The organism is Microvirga tunisiensis, assembly GCF_009296175.1.
Lineage (GTDB): Bacteria > Pseudomonadota > Alphaproteobacteria > Rhizobiales > Beijerinckiaceae > Microvirga > Microvirga tunisiensis.
The window spans coordinates 1-15,233 of sequence record NZ_VOSK01000157.1; the positions used below are offsets into that span (position 1 = coordinate 1).

General features: G+C 61.4%; 16 protein-coding genes and 2 pseudogenes. 6 read left to right on the plus strand and 12 right to left on the minus strand.

All coding sequences use genetic code 11. The features are described 5' to 3' along the window. Positions 1 to 770: 770 nt before the first annotated feature. The 6 genes from FS320_RS26445 to FS320_RS26470 form a co-directional block, all read right to left on the minus strand. Positions 771 to 1,202 (minus strand): potassium channel family protein, encoded by a 432-nt coding sequence (locus FS320_RS26445; RefSeq protein WP_152714980.1) that lies wholly within the window; start codon positions 1,200 to 1,202, stop codon positions 771 to 773. A gap of 23 nt (positions 1,203 to 1,225) precedes the next feature. Continuing rightward, positions 1,226 to 2,320 (minus strand): calcium/proton exchanger, encoded by a 1,095-nt coding sequence (gene cax / locus FS320_RS26450; RefSeq protein WP_152715006.1) that lies wholly within the window; start codon positions 2,318 to 2,320, stop codon positions 1,226 to 1,228. 798 nt (positions 2,321 to 3,118) lie between these two features. Continuing rightward, the gene (locus FS320_RS45290; RefSeq protein WP_153885331.1) at positions 3,119 to 3,292 is read right to left on the minus strand and encodes a hypothetical protein; all 174 of its coding nucleotides are present in this window, start codon (positions 3,290 to 3,292) and stop codon (positions 3,119 to 3,121) included. 152 nt (positions 3,293 to 3,444) lie between these two features. After that, positions 3,445 to 4,029, minus strand: coding sequence for a helix-turn-helix domain-containing protein (locus FS320_RS50295; RefSeq protein WP_152714982.1), 585 nt, complete (start codon positions 4,027 to 4,029; stop codon positions 3,445 to 3,447). A 13-nt stretch (positions 4,030 to 4,042) separates the two neighbouring features. Next, complete coding sequence (locus FS320_RS26465; protein ID WP_338105500.1) at positions 4,043 to 4,774, minus strand: ion channel; 732 nt, start codon at positions 4,772 to 4,774, stop codon at positions 4,043 to 4,045. Between the two features lie 216 nt (positions 4,775 to 4,990). Continuing rightward, on the minus strand, positions 4,991 to 5,548 hold the full coding sequence (locus FS320_RS26470) for a hypothetical protein (protein WP_152714984.1): 558 nt from the start codon (positions 5,546 to 5,548) through the stop codon (positions 4,991 to 4,993). Between the two features lie 393 nt (positions 5,549 to 5,941). Between FS320_RS26470 and FS320_RS26475 the strand changes: the two are divergent. Together FS320_RS26475 and FS320_RS26480 are read left to right on the plus strand one after the other, a co-directional pair. Continuing rightward, positions 5,942 to 6,133: pseudogene (locus FS320_RS26475) on the plus strand (hypothetical protein); the annotation flags it as partial. A gap of 30 nt (positions 6,134 to 6,163) precedes the next feature. Then, positions 6,164 to 7,033, plus strand: a complete 870-nt coding sequence (locus FS320_RS26480) for a hypothetical protein (RefSeq protein ID WP_152714988.1) — start codon at positions 6,164 to 6,166, stop codon at positions 7,031 to 7,033. A gap of 441 nt (positions 7,034 to 7,474) precedes the next feature. Here the strand turns inward: FS320_RS26480 and FS320_RS26485 are convergent, their stop codons facing one another. The 3 genes from FS320_RS26485 to FS320_RS26495 form a co-directional block, all read right to left on the minus strand. Further along, positions 7,475 to 7,843, minus strand: a complete 369-nt coding sequence (locus tag FS320_RS26485) for a hypothetical protein (protein ID WP_152714990.1) — start codon at positions 7,841 to 7,843, stop codon at positions 7,475 to 7,477. A 409-nt stretch (positions 7,844 to 8,252) separates the two neighbouring features. Beyond that, positions 8,253 to 9,512: an AraC family transcriptional regulator gene (locus tag FS320_RS26490; RefSeq protein ID WP_152714992.1), complete on the minus strand. Its 1,260-nt coding sequence runs from the start codon at positions 9,510 to 9,512 to the stop codon at positions 8,253 to 8,255. Continuing rightward, complete coding sequence (locus FS320_RS26495; protein ID WP_152714994.1) at positions 9,496 to 9,933, minus strand: hypothetical protein; 438 nt, start codon at positions 9,931 to 9,933, stop codon at positions 9,496 to 9,498. Before FS320_RS26495 ends, FS320_RS26490 begins: the two co-directional genes overlap by 17 nt. A gap of 265 nt (positions 9,934 to 10,198) precedes the next feature. Here FS320_RS26495 and FS320_RS26500 point away from each other — a divergent pair, with 265 nt between their 5' ends. Beyond that, positions 10,199 to 10,834, plus strand: a complete 636-nt coding sequence (locus FS320_RS26500; protein WP_152714996.1) for a response regulator transcription factor — start codon at positions 10,199 to 10,201, stop codon at positions 10,832 to 10,834. Positions 10,835 to 11,011: 177 nt separating this feature from the next. After that, a complete protein-coding gene (locus FS320_RS26505) occupies positions 11,012 to 11,392 on the plus strand; it encodes a response regulator transcription factor (protein WP_244627397.1) in 381 nt (126 codons plus the stop codon). Between the two features lie 251 nt (positions 11,393 to 11,643). On the opposite strand, the gene FS320_RS26510 is transcribed toward FS320_RS26505, so the two are convergent. From FS320_RS26510 to FS320_RS26520, 3 genes and pseudogenes are all read right to left on the minus strand, one after another. Then, on the minus strand, positions 11,644 to 11,826 hold the full coding sequence (locus FS320_RS26510) for a hypothetical protein (RefSeq protein ID WP_152714998.1): 183 nt from the start codon (positions 11,824 to 11,826) through the stop codon (positions 11,644 to 11,646). Positions 11,827 to 11,900: 74 nt separating this feature from the next. Next, positions 11,901 to 13,739, minus strand: coding sequence for a sensor histidine kinase (locus tag FS320_RS26515; RefSeq protein ID WP_338105499.1), 1,839 nt, complete (start codon positions 13,737 to 13,739; stop codon positions 11,901 to 11,903). A 285-nt stretch (positions 13,740 to 14,024) separates the two neighbouring features. Next, positions 14,025 to 14,355, minus strand: a pseudogene (locus FS320_RS26520) (transposase); the annotation flags it as partial. A gap of 14 nt (positions 14,356 to 14,369) precedes the next feature. Between FS320_RS26520 and FS320_RS26525 the strand changes: the two are divergent. Together FS320_RS26525 and FS320_RS26530 are read left to right on the plus strand one after the other, a co-directional pair. Continuing rightward, positions 14,370 to 14,939 (plus strand): hypothetical protein, encoded by a 570-nt coding sequence (locus FS320_RS26525; RefSeq protein ID WP_244627398.1) that lies wholly within the window; start codon positions 14,370 to 14,372, stop codon positions 14,937 to 14,939. A 73-nt stretch (positions 14,940 to 15,012) separates the two neighbouring features. Next, positions 15,013 to 15,233: transposase (locus FS320_RS26530; RefSeq protein WP_162003248.1), on the plus strand; the 221-nt coding region annotated here is incomplete at its 3' end.

Sequence of the window (15,233 nt, forward strand, 5' to 3'; positions counted from 1 at the left end):
AGTGTCATTCTGGAGCTATCTTGGCGATAGACTGGGAATTGCTGATGCGCCAGCCGTCCCGCGCCTGGCAGATCTGGTCAGCGACCGCTGCTCCTTAGCGTGATCGCCAACGGTTTTGCCCCTATTACAAGCATTATCATGGGTCACTGCCTCGCCGCGACGTGGGTTAAGGCATGGCTACGCCATCTGTCGTAATTCTATCCGACCATGAGCAGCCCCGATCGGTCTGATCCCCAGGACGGCACGCCAAAGCAGGGCCAAGGTTCGCTCGCCGAAACGATCGACCGCGCCAGCTCGTGATTGCGGGGCTGCGTGCCAAAATCGCTCGTTCCCGAGTCTTGAGCCGGTCTGAGGTTGGTCTGGCGCGGCAGTTCGATCGGATCAGCCCGGGAGAAAGCGATCGTTCCCCGAAATGAGCGCTCCGAGACAAACTATTCCGTTAAGTATGGTCGTGTGCATGGCCGTGTAATGGTCCGCTTACCCCACGAGGGTGTGTGAAAACGCTAACGGGCCACTCGCTGGCGCAATTTCATGTCTCTCAACACTCATTTGACCGAGAATTCCTCGGTACAGCGAAACCAAATAGTTCGCTGCGATGAGCTTGCTTTGTGTTTTTACACAGGCTCCCCACGACTGCGGACTCTCGGTCTACTTCGGCTCCGTGCTAAGATCCGTTATTCGAATGCCTTTGGATGCGTCTGCCGCATTCGATTGGATGGCATGCTCACTATGAGCGCACCGCATTACCCTGGCTACCCACGTTCCTCTCCCTATCTGTCATCGCTGCGGACGGTCGTCATGACCCTCCGCAGGACCTCAAAAATCACTGCGGTTGACCAACCAAACAACAGGACCCCGTTCATCGCCGTCATGGGCCCGAGCAAGTTCCACCGCTCCCCCGGCGTCACGTCGCCGTAGCCGAGCGTCGTGTAGTTTACAAAGGAGAAGTAAATGAGATCAGTCCCCTCAGGGGCAACGTCGACGACTGCGTAAGCCAATGCCCAAACGAATACCTCGGCAAGATGTGCGGCCATCAGGAAAGACACGGTTGCAATCATGACGGCAATCAATTGAAGCGATTTACGTGACGTTGTCATCGCAACCGCGGTGCGCGCCGCCCACATGACAGCCGCCATCAAAAACGCGTGGATGGCAATGTTGCAAAGACTGACGGCGGCTCCTACGAGAACTTGGCGCAACATGCAGACCGCTCCGGTGAGGCCAATCACAGAACCCGGGGTGGCAACAGATAAAGCGTCATCGCGAAGATCAGGTACACCAACAGGACGAGCACTCCGACAAACCACGCCGAGCGCCCGCTGTTAGTCACCAGGGACACGGTCATGGTGGCGATGAGCATCATGATCACAGCACCCGGCCAGAATTGCAGGTTCATCGGTGCCGGGCCGATGACATAACTGAGCAACACCAACACGGGGGCGACGAAGAGCGCGATCTGGGCCGAGCTCCCCAGCGCAATGCCCACGCTCAGGTCGAGCCGGTTCTTGCGCGCGCCAGCAAAGGCCGAGGCCATCTCCGCTGCAGCGCCCACCAGCGCCACAACGACAAAACCCACGAATGCAGGGGTCATCCCGAATGCCACAGCTGCTTGCTGCACTGATTCGATGAACACCTCGCTCACCAGCGCGACCAGGATCGTGACGCCAGCCAGCGTAGTCAGGGCCAAGCCCATTGGCCACGGCACCTCACCCGGGTCGGCATGATCCGCGCCACCGAAGAATTCGCGATGTGTCTTGAGCGTGAACAGCAGGCCCAATCCGTAGGCGGCGATGAGCAGCACGGACAGACCTACGCTCAACTTGTCAGTAACTGCTGATCCCGCGGTGGAATCGGCTCCGGAGACCGCCGACGGCATTAACAACGCGATCGTGGCCAGAAAGAGCAGGCCCGCTTGAAGACGGGCGTTGCCCCGATTGTATTCCTGTACGTGGTGCTTGAGTCCGCCGAGCAGGAACGCGGCGCCCAACATGAACAACGAGTTGGTGACGATCGCCCCGGCGATGGATGCCTTCACGAGCGCATATTGTCCGGCGCGCAACGCGGCCAGCGCGATGATCAGTTCGGTCAAGTTCCCGAGCGTGGCGTTGAGCAGGCCGCCGACCGCATCGCCCGTCTTGACCGCAACGGATTCGGTGGCGTGGCTCAGCAGCACGGCCAGCGGCACGATCGCCAGGACGGACAGCACAAAAAGCAGCGTATGCGCTTCGGGCGTGAGCTTGTGAGCGGCGAACACCACGGGCACGAAGGCCAGCAGCCAGAGCAGGGGATTGTGACGAATTTCTTTAAGCAAGAGGTTCATAGGTGCAGCCTCGGTCATCGTCAGTTGCGCCTACTTCTCTCAAGCATCGCTCAGGCGCCATAGCCGTAGTACAGATAGCTCAGGGCCCCGAGTGTCAGTCCCGCGACGAGCGCCCCACCCATAGTACGGGTAGCGCGGGTAGTAGCCGCCATTGTACGGATAGCGCCAGCCGCGGCCGTAATATGGCGCCCGCCAGCCATATCCACGAAGTCCGGGACGGTAAATCATTCCCGGACGATACACCCCACCCATGCCTGGGCGAGCAATCGCCACCGTCCGATAGCCTCCCAGACCGCCTCGACAGAACCGCCAGGCCGGGCGGCAATCGCTCCTCGGGGGAAGCCAGCGCCACCGGTCCCGATTTGCGGGCTGCCAAAGCCACCGATGCGGGCACCACCACCTCCGCCTCCGAAGCCTCTGCCGCCGAACCGCTGGGCCGCGGCATCACCTGGGACGAGAAGAGCACTCGGCAAAGAACACTTAGAGACAAGAGGAGCCTATCCATCGCCATCCTGCCTTTCGCCGAGAGGTGCACAGCCCAATCCGAGGCAAGCTCCGAATCAGCAGAACACATTGTGTTCACGTTTGGCGAATGCGCTTGATCATTTGGGCCAAGTGCTTGGCAATTTGTGACGAAAGCAGATCAAACCATCACTTCAGCCGGGCCTTTAGATCAGTCAAGAGGCGTCAGGCCGATGATGTGCCGTCTGACCAACAGCCGACATGCGGTTCGCCGTCTAGTAGTGGATCGGCAAACCACATCGAGAACCGCAGAAGCCGTGACGATAAACGCCTGCGTTATTTTTCCAGGACGACGCGGGCGGCGCCTTTGCGCTCCAGCACGTTGAGCGACACATCCCGTCCATGGCGGGACAGCCGCAGAGCAAAGCGCAAGCGGTTCAGGTGCAGATAGCGGATCACCACCTCGTTCAGGCGACCGTCGAGAGCTTCAGCGATGCTTGGGAGGTTCACAAAGGTCATCAGTCCGACGGTAAGGCATCGGTCAACGAGAAGGAGGAGGCCAATATGGATCATGTGGGGTAATGCCCAGAACAACACCACCTAAGAGGGCAGGCAAGACGATGGCCTTTCACTGCGTTAAGACCGGAGAGAATACAAAGCTCTTACTTCTCTGGCTCAACTTGTGCGAGCGGCAGGAGTTGTAGGCACTGCGCGCGAAGAATGCCGTAACACTCACACGCCGCATTTTCGAGGCGAGTGCGGTCGAGGATCGTGATTTTTCCCCGGCGTTGGTGGATCAAGCCGGTGTCCTGGAGAGGCATGGTCACTGCGCTCACCGTCGACCGCTGAACGCCGAGCATTTCAGCTAGATACTCGTGCGTGAGCGGGACATCCTCGCGACCAGTCCTATCGCCTGAGGCGATAATCCAGCGGCAACAGCGAGCTTCAACACTATGAAAGGCATTGCAGGCCATGGACTGGAGGTTAAGCGCCATCAACACCTCCGTGTACGTCAGGGTCATGTGTTGAATGCCGGGCCGAGCAGACACTACCTCATGCATTCTCCCAGCCTCGATGCGCAAGGCTGCGCCAAGAACCCGTATCAAATAGCAGCCAAAGGAGGCAGGTGGGATCCCACCAAATGCCAGTCCAACCATTCCCTCACGACCGAATGTCGCCATCTCGACAATCTGGCCATCAACAACGGCGTCGAACTGGCGGCAGCATGTGTGGACGGCAGCACCCACGCGAGTTGGATTCTCAGTCGCTGCCCTGACGCATTTCGAGGGTCACGATCCTCGCCAGCAACGTTGCCGGATACAATTGGCCGATGACGGTTTCGAGGATGCAGAGCGTGCGGGCGATCGGATGCACCGGAACGATGTCGCCGTAGCCCGTCGAGGTCAGGGTCACGAAACTCAGATAGAACACCGAGTTGGCAAGGGCCGCGTTGTCCTCGAACGTGATGCCCTTGATGGCATCCGGGATCGACAGGCCGACAAAGATGTACAGCGTCCCGAACAGGACGGCGATGAGCAGGTACAGCAGGATGGCGCCGACGATGCGGTGGTAGGTGACGCGGCCACGCCGGAAGACCGCCTGGGCGACGACCGCTCCAAGGGTGACTGCGATGGCAAGCCAGGCGGAAGCCAAGACATAAAGGTTGTACGGCCATGGCGGATAGTAGAGACGCAGCACGAAGACCACGATGTTGGCCGTGAGGCAGACAAACATCACGGCCAGTGCTGCGGGATGGTCAGAGATGACGAACATGCTGCCGATGATGGCCAACAGGGCGGCAATCGCGAAGCCCTGAAACACGAAAATCCCCGTGGCTTGAAGCGGAGCGAAGACGAACATCGCGAGCATGAGCACCACGGTCAGCAGCGTGAGCAGCCGGTCCGTATACACCCGCCGCAGTCGGCGAAGCTCCCTGATGCGACCCACAATCCTGTGCATGTCGATGGCATGATAACGTTTGTTGCCTTCCACGGCACGGCTCAAAAGTGGAGGGCCTGCAAAAGGGCCGCCGCCGGAGATCAGGTGGCACTCGACGGCGGACAGTTCCCATTGCCCGATCGCAACGGGGAGCCCGGATCCGGAACAGGTCGACCGTCACGGACCTGGACATCTCGGCCGATCAGCAGGCCGTGCGAGTCGGTGACGCGGAGGGAACCCAGCCCAACGGAAACACCTCCGCGAGAGAGGTCAGTCCCCCACTACGGTGCCGCGGGCCCGTCCGCCCTGCGTGCGGCAGGAGCATCCGGTTCCCACCGGTGCCGCGTTGGTCAGGGCGCAGGTCCGGACAGTAGTCGCACAGTAGCCGCCGACCGATGACGATACCGGCGTCTGGTACGCCGGATAGGTGGACGCGGCCGCCGCACCGATGACGCTTCCGGTCACCAGACCGGCGGCTCCCCAGCCCGGAGCACCGTAGTAGCCGCCGGAATACGGATAGCGGCCGCCATAATAGCCAGCCGCGCCGACGCCATACCTGCCGTAGCCAGGCCGCGCGCCATAGCGCCCACCATAGTAGCCGGCCCTGCCGACGTCGTATCGGCCATTGCCGGGCCGCACGCCCGCGACGCGTCCTGCTGAGACCCCGCGGACCGGCGGACGGACCATCCGCGCGCCTCCGACGTTGCCGCCGTATCCGCCGCCGATGCGGGCGCCGCCACCCCGGCCGCTGCGCTGGGCCTCGGCATCGCCCGGGATCAGAAGAGCGCTCGTCGCAAGAACACCCAGAACCAAGAGAAGCCTGTTCATTGCCGTTCTCCTTTTCCGCCGACAGTTGGACAGCGCGGCGCGAGGCGGGCTGTCATGAGAGGGCCATTGTGATCCCGTTGGCCAAACATGCTTGATCGGTTGGGCCAGGGACTTGCCATTTTTGACATAAAGGCCACGCACGCGCCCCTTCCCGCGCGACGTGGGCAAGCATGCCTGGAAAGAGACAGGCGATGCGATCCCACCGGGCAGAAGCCTGTCCAGGGTGAAACGAATTCGAAGGCGGTTGTCTCAAAAGGAAAAGCCGGTGGCTCAGCCGGTCAAGCAACCCCGGTCAGCAGGTTTATGGTGAGAAGCAGCGCAACTCGGACACCATCAGCACAGGGAGAGGGCACGATGCGCAATCTACCACTGAAACTGGCCGTGACCGGCGGCATTGCCGCCTTTCTCGTCTCCCTTCCAGTATCGATCGACGTGAGCCGCTCGAATGCAACGGCTTCCGGTCACGCGGGCGCCATCAGTGTCGGACTCAAATGCGACACCGCTCAGGCCGTTGTCGGCCGGCCGGGGACGCCAGGCAGCGTGGCGGGCGTGGCTCGGCGGTCGTCGCGCCGCGCAGTTCGGCGACACTACTGAACCTAAGGAAGGGAGGCGGCGATGACCCGCTTCACCGCAAAGGGTGTCGGGCTTTGCGGGTGTCTGCTGGTGATCCTTGGCGCGGTTCCGGTTCAGGCGACCCCTTTCTTCGTCACGATCTATGGCCGGACCTACAAGGTCGATCCGCGAAGTCCATCTGGTACGCTGGAGGGCCCGAAGCCACAGGAAGCCATGCAGGCCCTGCCCGCCGACATCGCCACGGGTCCCGGCTTCAAGCCATCGCACGAGCAGGTTCTGGGCGAAGTTGAGGAACGGACCTGGATTGCCCGCAACCAGCTTGCCGACGAACTGGCGGCGAGTTCTTTCTCCCGCGCCGGGCAATATGCCGGAGTTGACGTGGCGGCCGGCGAGCCGGAGATCACGGGATCCCTCGCGAACGGAGCGGCCCAGGCCCGCGAGCCCAAGTTGCAGACGCTCTATGATCGTTACACGGCCTTGGACCTCCTCGTGCGGGAACTGCGGCGCTCGATGGACCTGCCGGTGAAGACCCCAGAGGCAGGGTTCTCCCGGCCGAAGCTGTCGCCCGAGATTGAGGCCAGCTATCGCGACCTGAAATTCGATCCCCTGGCCGCCTATTACGGCTTCAGGCGTGTCAAGGCCGCGTTCCGGTCGGGCGATATCCAACTTCTTGCCCGGGTCACCCAGTATCCTTTGTCGATCACACGCAAGGCCAAGCGGATGATCCGCACCCGAGAACAGCTTGTAGCGGCAAAGGATACGGTCATGAGCCCGCGCCTTCGGGAGGTGGTCGCGGAATCCAGTTTTGAGGCAGTTTTCGTCCGGGACAGGGGGATGATGCTGGGTGATGGGGCGGTCTGGATCATCCCCGGTAAGACAGGCTTCGCACTAGGCGCCGTCACCGTAGATTGAGGGACCCCAAATCCTCGCATTGGTTCGGCGAGGCAGCCTTGGTTCAGGATGACCCCGACACGAAACACCGGATATGCGCCGTCGCACCGTGCGACAGGCTTGGTGTCCGACGTGGAGGTCTTTCCTCGGTCCCTTTTGCGGGCAGTGAGCGGCGCCGTATGGACAGGTCGGTTCAATAAACCGCCAGTCGGGAATTGTATGCAGGCGAGTGCCCCTCATCAGGTCGCAGGTCGTGTCCAAGATACGCTTCCCGAGCATACTTGGGTCCTCAAGCTCGTCACCCTCCTTGTCGCCGGCCAAGCCGTCCTCCGTGTTGGGGCGGGAGCGCACGCCACTCTCAGCCGCTTGTGCCCGGATCAGTCCTGCCAGCGATAGGAACAGGATAGATCTTCGCATTCCCTAAAGACAGCACTGGTTCGCGGGCGACGCCACCATCCGGCATCAGCGCCATTTGGCGGCGGTCCACCGTCCCGAACAGTCGATCCTCCCAGCGATAGTCCAGTGGCCGGAACCCGATTGCCCCGCGAGGTTGCCTGTCACGTCAACCTGGGCCCCGCGGCGTTGGAGGCTGACCCGCACGCGCCCGCTGGGCTCCAGCCCGCCAGTAACATTGGCCCTCGTCCGCCCGGAGGCATTGCGGGCCACGCCATTCTCAACCACAACCGCGTAATGATGCTTCCTCCGACAGCCGCCCTTCTCGGGGATGGTCGTCACAGTCCAGCGCCCATCGAACTGCGACTGCGCCATGCCCGTGGTGCTGACCGGGATCAATGGCGCTGCAAGGAAAAGGCTGACCAGCAGGCGGTTCATGGCACGGTCTCCTTTTGGCGTTCAGATATTACCAGTGCGGCGATGCGGCCGTCGACACACACTCCACTTATCCTTGTGCCGCTCCCGTAGAGGAGAACTTTTGCGGAAGGCTGTTCAGACTGCGTTCCCGCGGAAATGAGTCAGAATAGCAGGCGTCCGCTGTATCGATCATCGGGTCGCAATTCGAAGCCCTCGCCTCGCAATGACGCGTCACAGTCCGCCTGCCGCTGGATGTTCGGACATCGTCAGTCTCTCGCGAGGGCCAGGTCCTTGGAACAGATGAAAGCCGTCGACGCACAAACCTGGCTCAGCTGCCGTCGGCTTCAACGCGGGCGGAGAGATCGGGCCTTCCCAGGTGCCCTCGAAGTCCCACTGCTCGCCAGTGACAAAGTTCGGGACCGGATGATGCTCAGGTACCGCACAACACAGATCTGGGTGCCACTTGTGCCGGAATAGGTTGCAACGTAATGCGATGGCCGCGATCGGACGCCTCTTCATCGACTGTTCTCCCAAGGCCGCTGAGTTGTTGGGATGAGCCGCCTCGCGGCTCGGGTGAGCTCCGCTGCCCGTCGCGGCGGTGCCTCGCACGCCAAGCCGTCGGGGTCTCGCCGGACCAGCGCCGGAACGCCCGTGTGAAGGCGCTCGCCTCCGAATAGTCGAGGGCCGCCGCAATCTGGCCGAGGGGCACCTCGGTGTCCCTCAGCAGTTGACGCGCGATTTCGAACCGGATCTCGTTCGTGATGCCCCTGTACCCTGCGCCACCGTCTTTCAGGCGGCGGCTCAGAGTGCGGCGGTGGATTGTCAGCAGTTCAGCGATGTCATCTGCCGAACAACGGTCGCCCGTCAGCCGCACGCGCAGCAACCGGCGGATGTCGTCCGAGAATTCGCAGCCCTGAGCGCCCTTGAGCTGGCTGATCCGCTCCTCCAGCATGGTCCGTAGCAGGGGATCGGCGCCGGCGATGCGATGCTCCAGGCAGTGGCTCGGGAACACCAGCGCGGCCATCTCCTGATCGAACCTGACCGGCGCCCGGAAATGGCGTCGATAGGGCTCCATATCCACCGGCCTGCCGCGGGGCAGCAGCACCTCCGATGGCGCCCAGTCCGCCCCGAGCAGGGCCCGAATGGCATTGACCGCACAGGCGATGGAGCCGTCGGTGATCTGATCCCCGCTTTCCATCCCGGGCTGATAGACGGCGTGGCTGAAAACGGCCGTGTCGCCGGCCACGTCGAGTGACGGGACGACGACCCGGTCCTGCACACCGAGATGGGCCACCAGACCGCGCAACGCATCCCCGAAGGTCTCCGAGTGCAGCATCAGGCGGCCCACCAGCCCCAGAGACAGGATCGTCGCCCGACAGCCGACCAGGAGACCGAAATGCCGGCACAGGGTTCGCGCCACGCTCAACGCGAGCAGCCGGCCGAGAGCCCGATGCGGGATCAGGTTGGTGCCATCCTCGAACAGGCTCGGGTCGAGCCCCGCCGCCCTGATGATCGGTTCGGGATCGAGGCCGAACTCGCGCAGGGTCGGGGCGATCTCCTTGGCCACGCCGAGTTGGACGTACCCAGCCGGCAGCGGACGCGCTGGTGCTGCCGTGGTCAGGGACTGTGTCGCTCGAGAAGGCAGTCGGCCGCTGCTCAGGCCCAATGGAATGTCAGCAACTTCTGGCATGGAATGCTCCTGCATCGGTATCGACTTCGGCAACCAGACGGCGGGCGGCGGGGGGCTCGCCGGGATCCTCCGACCACAGGCAATAGGTCATTTCGGTGAGAGGTCCTGGGACCAGCAGACCTGGCCTGGCCTTTACGTGTGCTCGAACGGGACCTTGGGCCGCGGCAGGAGGCCGGACCGGCGCAGGACCCGATGGAGGCGGGGGCTTCTCGCTCATCACGGCTGCCGAGCCGCAGAACAGTCCGAGCAAAGCGAGGACGACCAGGGCGCGCTTGACGCTCGCGCGCCGTTGCCGCCCGCGAAAATCTCCCGATAGGCGTTGGAAGGACGAGACGCTCGGTTTCGCCGAGCCAAGAACGCTTCGCAGGAGGGCGGCCTCGGCGTAGCCGGGTCGCGATGCGGAATGGTCGAAGATGGGCATTGGTTGCCTTTGTCCACTGTTCGTCCCTGAGGGCTTACCGAGTAGCGTCTGCCTGGCGATGCCTGATCTCAACAAGGGCGGCGACTGTCACAATGGCATCGTCGATAGCGGGTTACGCAAAACCAGGAGGGATGCTTTATGGTGCCACGCTACAATGCTCGGGATTGATTGCGCTATTGTCCTGAGGCACATTGACCTCGAGGACAGTGTCCTCAGGGACAATGAGTTTCCTTCCGCGTAGCGGGTCGGAATGGGAGTGACGCCCATGTCAGCCGTCGTGCACATCGTTGATGACGATGAGTCGTTCCGCACCGCAACCCAGCGTCTTCTGCGCGCCTCTGGCTATGCTGTCGAGACCTATGACTCGGCGGAACGGTTGTTGCAGCGATTGCCCGATGATGCCGGTCCGAGCTGCATCCTTCTCGACATCAGGATACCTGGCCTGAGCGGGCCGGACTTGCAGGACCGGCTGTCCGCCTTAGGCTCGCACCTGCCCATCATCTTCCTGACTGGACATGCGGACGTCCCCACCACCGTCAAGGTCATGAAAGCGGGCGCAGACGATCTGCTGACCAAGCCAGTCACGAAAGACGAGTTGATTGCTGCCCTTGAGCGGGCGATTGCCCGCAGCCGCGCATGGCGGGAGAAGAATGAACAACTCCATTCGCTGCGGAGCCTAGTGGACAGCCTGACGCCTCGCGAACGGCAGGTGTTCGAACGTGTCGCTCGGGGAAAGATGAACAAGGAAATTGGGCGAGAGCTTGGGGCGACAGAGCGGACGATCAAAGCCCATCGCAGCAACATCATGGACAAGTTGCAAATTACGTCTGCCGCCGAGCTCGTGCTGATTGCGGAACGCCTCGGGGTTCTGGTCGAGCAACCAGCCGAGATCAGACGCTGACACCAAGACCTAAGGCCACCTCGGCCCTGGCCAGCCGATCCTGTCCTCAGGGACAATAGCAATAGGCACCGTATCCTGCACAATGGGAGCGACAAACAACAGCGGTTGAAAATCTTGAACTTGCTCTCCTCTGGGGTCACCAGCGCTTTGACTGGCCCGGCCATGCGATCGTCAACCATGGGCAAACGCCATCTGGTCATCGTTCTTGATGATGACCCGAGTATGCTCCGGGCGATGCAGCGGGTGCTGCAAGTGCATGGATTCGAGACTGAGACCTTCAGCAGTGTTGAAGGCTTTCTTGAAGGAGCGCACTTGGGTGATGCCACCTGCCTCGTGCTGGATATTCATTTGCAGCACATGTCTGGCATTGAGCTGCGGCGTCAGTTGACGCGTTCAGGCCATTCGGTTCCTGTCATCTTCATCACGGCGGTGGAGAGCGAGACCACGCACAAGGCGGCTTTGGAAGCGGGTTGTGTCGCGTATCTGCACAAGCCGTTCCCGTCCGACCGCCTGATTGAAGCGGTCGAATCGGTCATCGACTTAGGCAGCGAGCGCTGAGCCCCGGGCGAGAGGGTGTGTGAGCGCCGGCTACCACATGTTCAACCGTGTGGTCTTAGCAAGCGGCACTGTCCGGCTCCACAGACACCTGAACCAAGTCGTATTAGGTCACCAGGGTACTCAACACGCCTGCGTCGCCGTGCGTGTTCCGGATACGTACTCCGTTAATGCATCGGACGACTACGCAGACCCATCTCCAGTAGCTTGGAGATAGTTCCAGCACTCCTATGACTCAGACAGGGGGCTCGCGGCTACGGGCGGCCCGTCCCGGAAGAGTGGGCCGGGAGAAGCTGGCGCTCGCCTTCAGCCCCCGCGACCTCGTCTGCCAAGTGCAGACGGTCGCAGCGCGATGGGCTCGCAAAGCCGAGGGCGGCCCATGAGAACGCCGTCGTAGGGTCGCGGCCAGACCCGATGAGGCGATCGAGACGCGACATGACCTATGACTTTCAATTGCGGCGTGTGCCGTCGCCTTGGTCATCGTGCCAGCGGGTACCCCACGCGTTGGTGCTTAGGCCAGTGGTAATTTGAGTCGAAAAATTGTGCCGGTCGCGCCGTTCCGGTTCTCGAAATCGATTTGACCGCCGTGTGTGGTCACAATCGTACGCACGATTGAAAGACCCATGCCCATGCCATGCTTCTTCGTCGAAAAGAATGGGTCAAATATACTCTTTGCGACCTCCTCCGGTACACCGCGCCCTGTGTCTGAAACCGAGACCTCGGCGAACTCTCCATCTTGCGTCGCCACCATCACGGCTCGTTCGGCCAGTGTCGGGTCTGATGCAGCATCGATCGCATTCAGGATCAAATTCGACAACACCTGCTGCAACTGAATCCGATCTGCATTGATCCGCAGGGGACTGAACGTCAGCTTGCTTCGCAGAGCGACTTGACGCGCTCTCGCCTGCGGCGACAGGAAATTGACGGTTTCAGAGACGAGATCGTTCAGGTCAAAGTCTTTCTTCTCAAAAGGAGCCTTCATCACGTAGCTGCGCAGGTGGCGAATGATTTCGCCGGCTCTGCGATTATCGCGGTCTATGTCGCCGACGATTTCCTTTAGCTCATTGAGGTCCGGAGGTTCCGTTTCGAGGATGATCTTAGCAGTCTCGACGTTGTTGAGAATTGCTCCAAGCGGCTGATTGATCTCGTGGGCGAGCGATGCAGCCATTTCGCCCGCAGTGGAAAAGCGGTTGACGTGCGCCAGCTCCACCATTCTTTGTCGTGAGTCCATTTCCGCCGAATGACGACGACGACGCTCTTGGAGAAGCAGCGCAATGAAAGCGGCTTGAAGCACAATAACGGCGGAGACAGTCAGGATCTGTGAGCGATAGATTGCCCACATCGTGGGCGGTTTGAAGAGAACCGTACTTCCCCGCGGAAGGTCACTCTCGCTGATTCCCCATCGCTGCATCTGCCGCCAATCGAATCGCGGTGCTTCGTATCTGGTAGGAGACGTTTTGATGTCGCCGGCCTTTTCGCCGTTGAGGATACGAACCGCAACAGTTGCTGCCACCGTACTTAATTCCTCTATGGAATGCATCGGGCCGCCGACGGTGGTGGCGTCCCCGAAGAAATTATCAATGTACGAGAAAACCGGAGCGCTGGCGGTGGCAGAAAGCCTGCCCAGCGCGGCATTGGCTTCGTGGGCAACGCCTGCCGCATCGACGTTCATCAAATGCCAGAAGATGGCGCTGTGAGGTGGAAGATTGGCTGCGTCTCTCAGAATGTCTTCGAATGATAAATCGTTATAGAATTTAAGTTCGACCCGCCCGGCCAGTGGTGCGGTTTCCCGCTTCAGCTCCCCCAGCCAGAATGTTTCATTGGGCGAAACCCCGTTCACGACTGCGATCGTCTTTGTCTGGGGCAGGACGCGCAGGATGGTCTCGAATGAGGCAGGAAAGTCGTGTGCTGCCGCCACGACCGTGTCGTCCTCAGTCAACTGATCGTATTGGACCCGGCGCGCCTCCACGGCTGTAAAGAGCATCGGCGTTCCTGGAAATATTCGCTCACGATATTGCTGAACGAAGTTGGCGGCTGGGGCGCCGATGGCGATAATGAGATCGGGTGGCTTCTGCGCATACAAAGCGTGAAGATAATCGACGAAAGGACCATCCGTCTTGTCGTTGGTCAGTCGAGCATTGAGAAGCGACTGGTCATCGAATTCGATCGGTCTTTGCGCTCTCCGGCTTATCTCGGAGCGAATGAACTGGGCGTAATCAGTCCATGGCTTGAAGCGAAGGCCGAACGAATGCAGCATCATGATCCGTTTCGGCTCGGCATCCGCCCGGCTGCTCGTCACCGTCGACAGGAAGATTGCCGTGGCGAGCAAAGCAACGACAGCTAGCGACACGAGGGATCGCAGGGGCAGGACTGTTCGCCACGAGTGCATCGAAAATCCTATCGCTAATATCCAACCACTGTAACAGCTCAACTGAAACACCGCACCTCGCGGTGGGACGCCTGAATTCTTCCTCCTCGTGGGCTGATCTAACGCCAGCCGAACCTCAAATTTGCGGGAGGCTCGCCGAACCGATCGGCAGTCCCCCTTACTCTGATCCAAGGTCGCCCGTTCCGGTGGATCAACCTCAGCACGAATGTAGCACAGGGCGCGCAGCCGGCTGCGGGCTCATAGGCATCAACTGACGATTGCAGCGAGGAGGACGGCGGCGTGGAAGTTAGTAGCGAGCCGATGATAGCGGGTCGCGATCCAGCGAAAGTCCTTGAGGCGGCAGAACATGCGCTCAATAGCGTTGCGGGCCCGATAGAGCACGGGTGAGAAGCAGCTCTTCCAGATCCGACTGGCGTTCGGCGGGATGTTCGGCAAGCTCCCGTTGGCTTCGGCTCGGTGCCGGACAGGGTTGGTGGCGTAGCCCTTGTCGCCGTGCAGGATCCGAGCGGTCAGCGGCAGATGCGCGAGAAGGCTCTTAGTCCGCTTCGCAATCGGCGACCTGTCCGCCCGTCAACAGCCGCCGACCTCACCGTGCCTGCTCCTGCCGTCGAGGCGCCCGTGCTGCCGAGCTGGAGCTTCCGCGTCACCCCGTATGGCTGGCTCATGGCGTTGAACGGCACCCAGACCGTGCGTGGGCGCTTAGCAAAGGTCGACGCGAGCTTCGCCGACATCGTGCGGGAGAGCGATACCCTCATGGCGCGGATGGGCGAGTTCGAGGCCCGCACCGGCCCGTTCTCGTTCTACGGCGATCTCGTCTGGTCGAAGATCGGCCTGGAGCGGGGCGATATCCGGACGCGAGCGGTTGCGCCTGGGCACGAGCTATTCCTGTGCGGCGACCTCGGCGGCTTCGGGCTCAGGAGCGACTTCTCCTGGCAGGTCATCGGCGCCTACGGCTTCGATTTCGACAGCTACAACGGCATCACCTCGGGGGACTGGCTACCGCGCGCTCTCCGTCGACTACGAGCAGGTCGAAGGCCGGCAGCGCTATGGGTTCGACATGCTCCAGCACGGGCCGGTGCTCGGCGTCAGCGCTCGGTTCTGATCGCACGTCCCTGTTTCCGGAAACCTGCGCGAACGGCCTTGGGAGAGCACAGGCTATAAAGATCCAGAACGGGTCCAGCCTGTGTGGAAACGCATTGATCTGCTAAGCTGATCGTGATCGGCGGAGGTCGCGATGAAGCGTTTCGTTGAGGGTGAGGACCGTCGGCAGGCAACCCTGCTTCCTGACTGCCTGGATGACGATGTGACCGAAGACAATCCCGTTCGGTTTGTTGAGGCATTCATCGACGAGTTGGACCTCGCGGCCCTGGGCTTTGCCGGCATCGTGCCGGAGGTGACGGGCCGCCCAGCGTATCATCCCGCCACCCTGCTCAAGATCTACATCTACGGCTATCT

Excerpts from the sequence above, each read along its gene's own strand:
- FS320_RS26445 (WP_152714980.1), bottom strand. The coding sequence starts at position 1,202 with ATGTTGCGCCAAGTTCTCGTAGGAGCCGCCGTCAGTCTTTGCAACATT.
- FS320_RS26495 (WP_152714994.1), bottom strand. The coding sequence starts at position 9,933 with ATGCCCATCTTCGACCATTCCGCATCGCGACCCGGCTACGCCGAGGCC.
- FS320_RS26500 (WP_152714996.1), top strand. The coding sequence starts at position 10,199 with ATGTCAGCCGTCGTGCACATCGTTGATGACGATGAGTCGTTCCGCACC.
- FS320_RS26470 (WP_152714984.1), bottom strand. The coding sequence starts at position 5,548 with ATGAACAGGCTTCTCTTGGTTCTGGGTGTTCTTGCGACGAGCGCTCTT.
- FS320_RS26480 (WP_152714988.1), top strand. The coding sequence starts at position 6,164 with ATGACCCGCTTCACCGCAAAGGGTGTCGGGCTTTGCGGGTGTCTGCTG.
- FS320_RS26505 (WP_244627397.1), top strand. The coding sequence starts at position 11,012 with ATGGGCAAACGCCATCTGGTCATCGTTCTTGATGATGACCCGAGTATG.
- FS320_RS26490 (WP_152714992.1), bottom strand. The coding sequence starts at position 9,512 with ATGCCAGAAGTTGCTGACATTCCATTGGGCCTGAGCAGCGGCCGACTG.
- cax (WP_152715006.1), bottom strand. The coding sequence starts at position 2,320 with ATGAACCTCTTGCTTAAAGAAATTCGTCACAATCCCCTGCTCTGGCTG.
- FS320_RS26510 (WP_152714998.1), bottom strand. The coding sequence starts at position 11,826 with ATGTCGCGTCTCGATCGCCTCATCGGGTCTGGCCGCGACCCTACGACG.
- FS320_RS26485 (WP_152714990.1), bottom strand. The coding sequence starts at position 7,843 with ATGAACCGCCTGCTGGTCAGCCTTTTCCTTGCAGCGCCATTGATCCCG.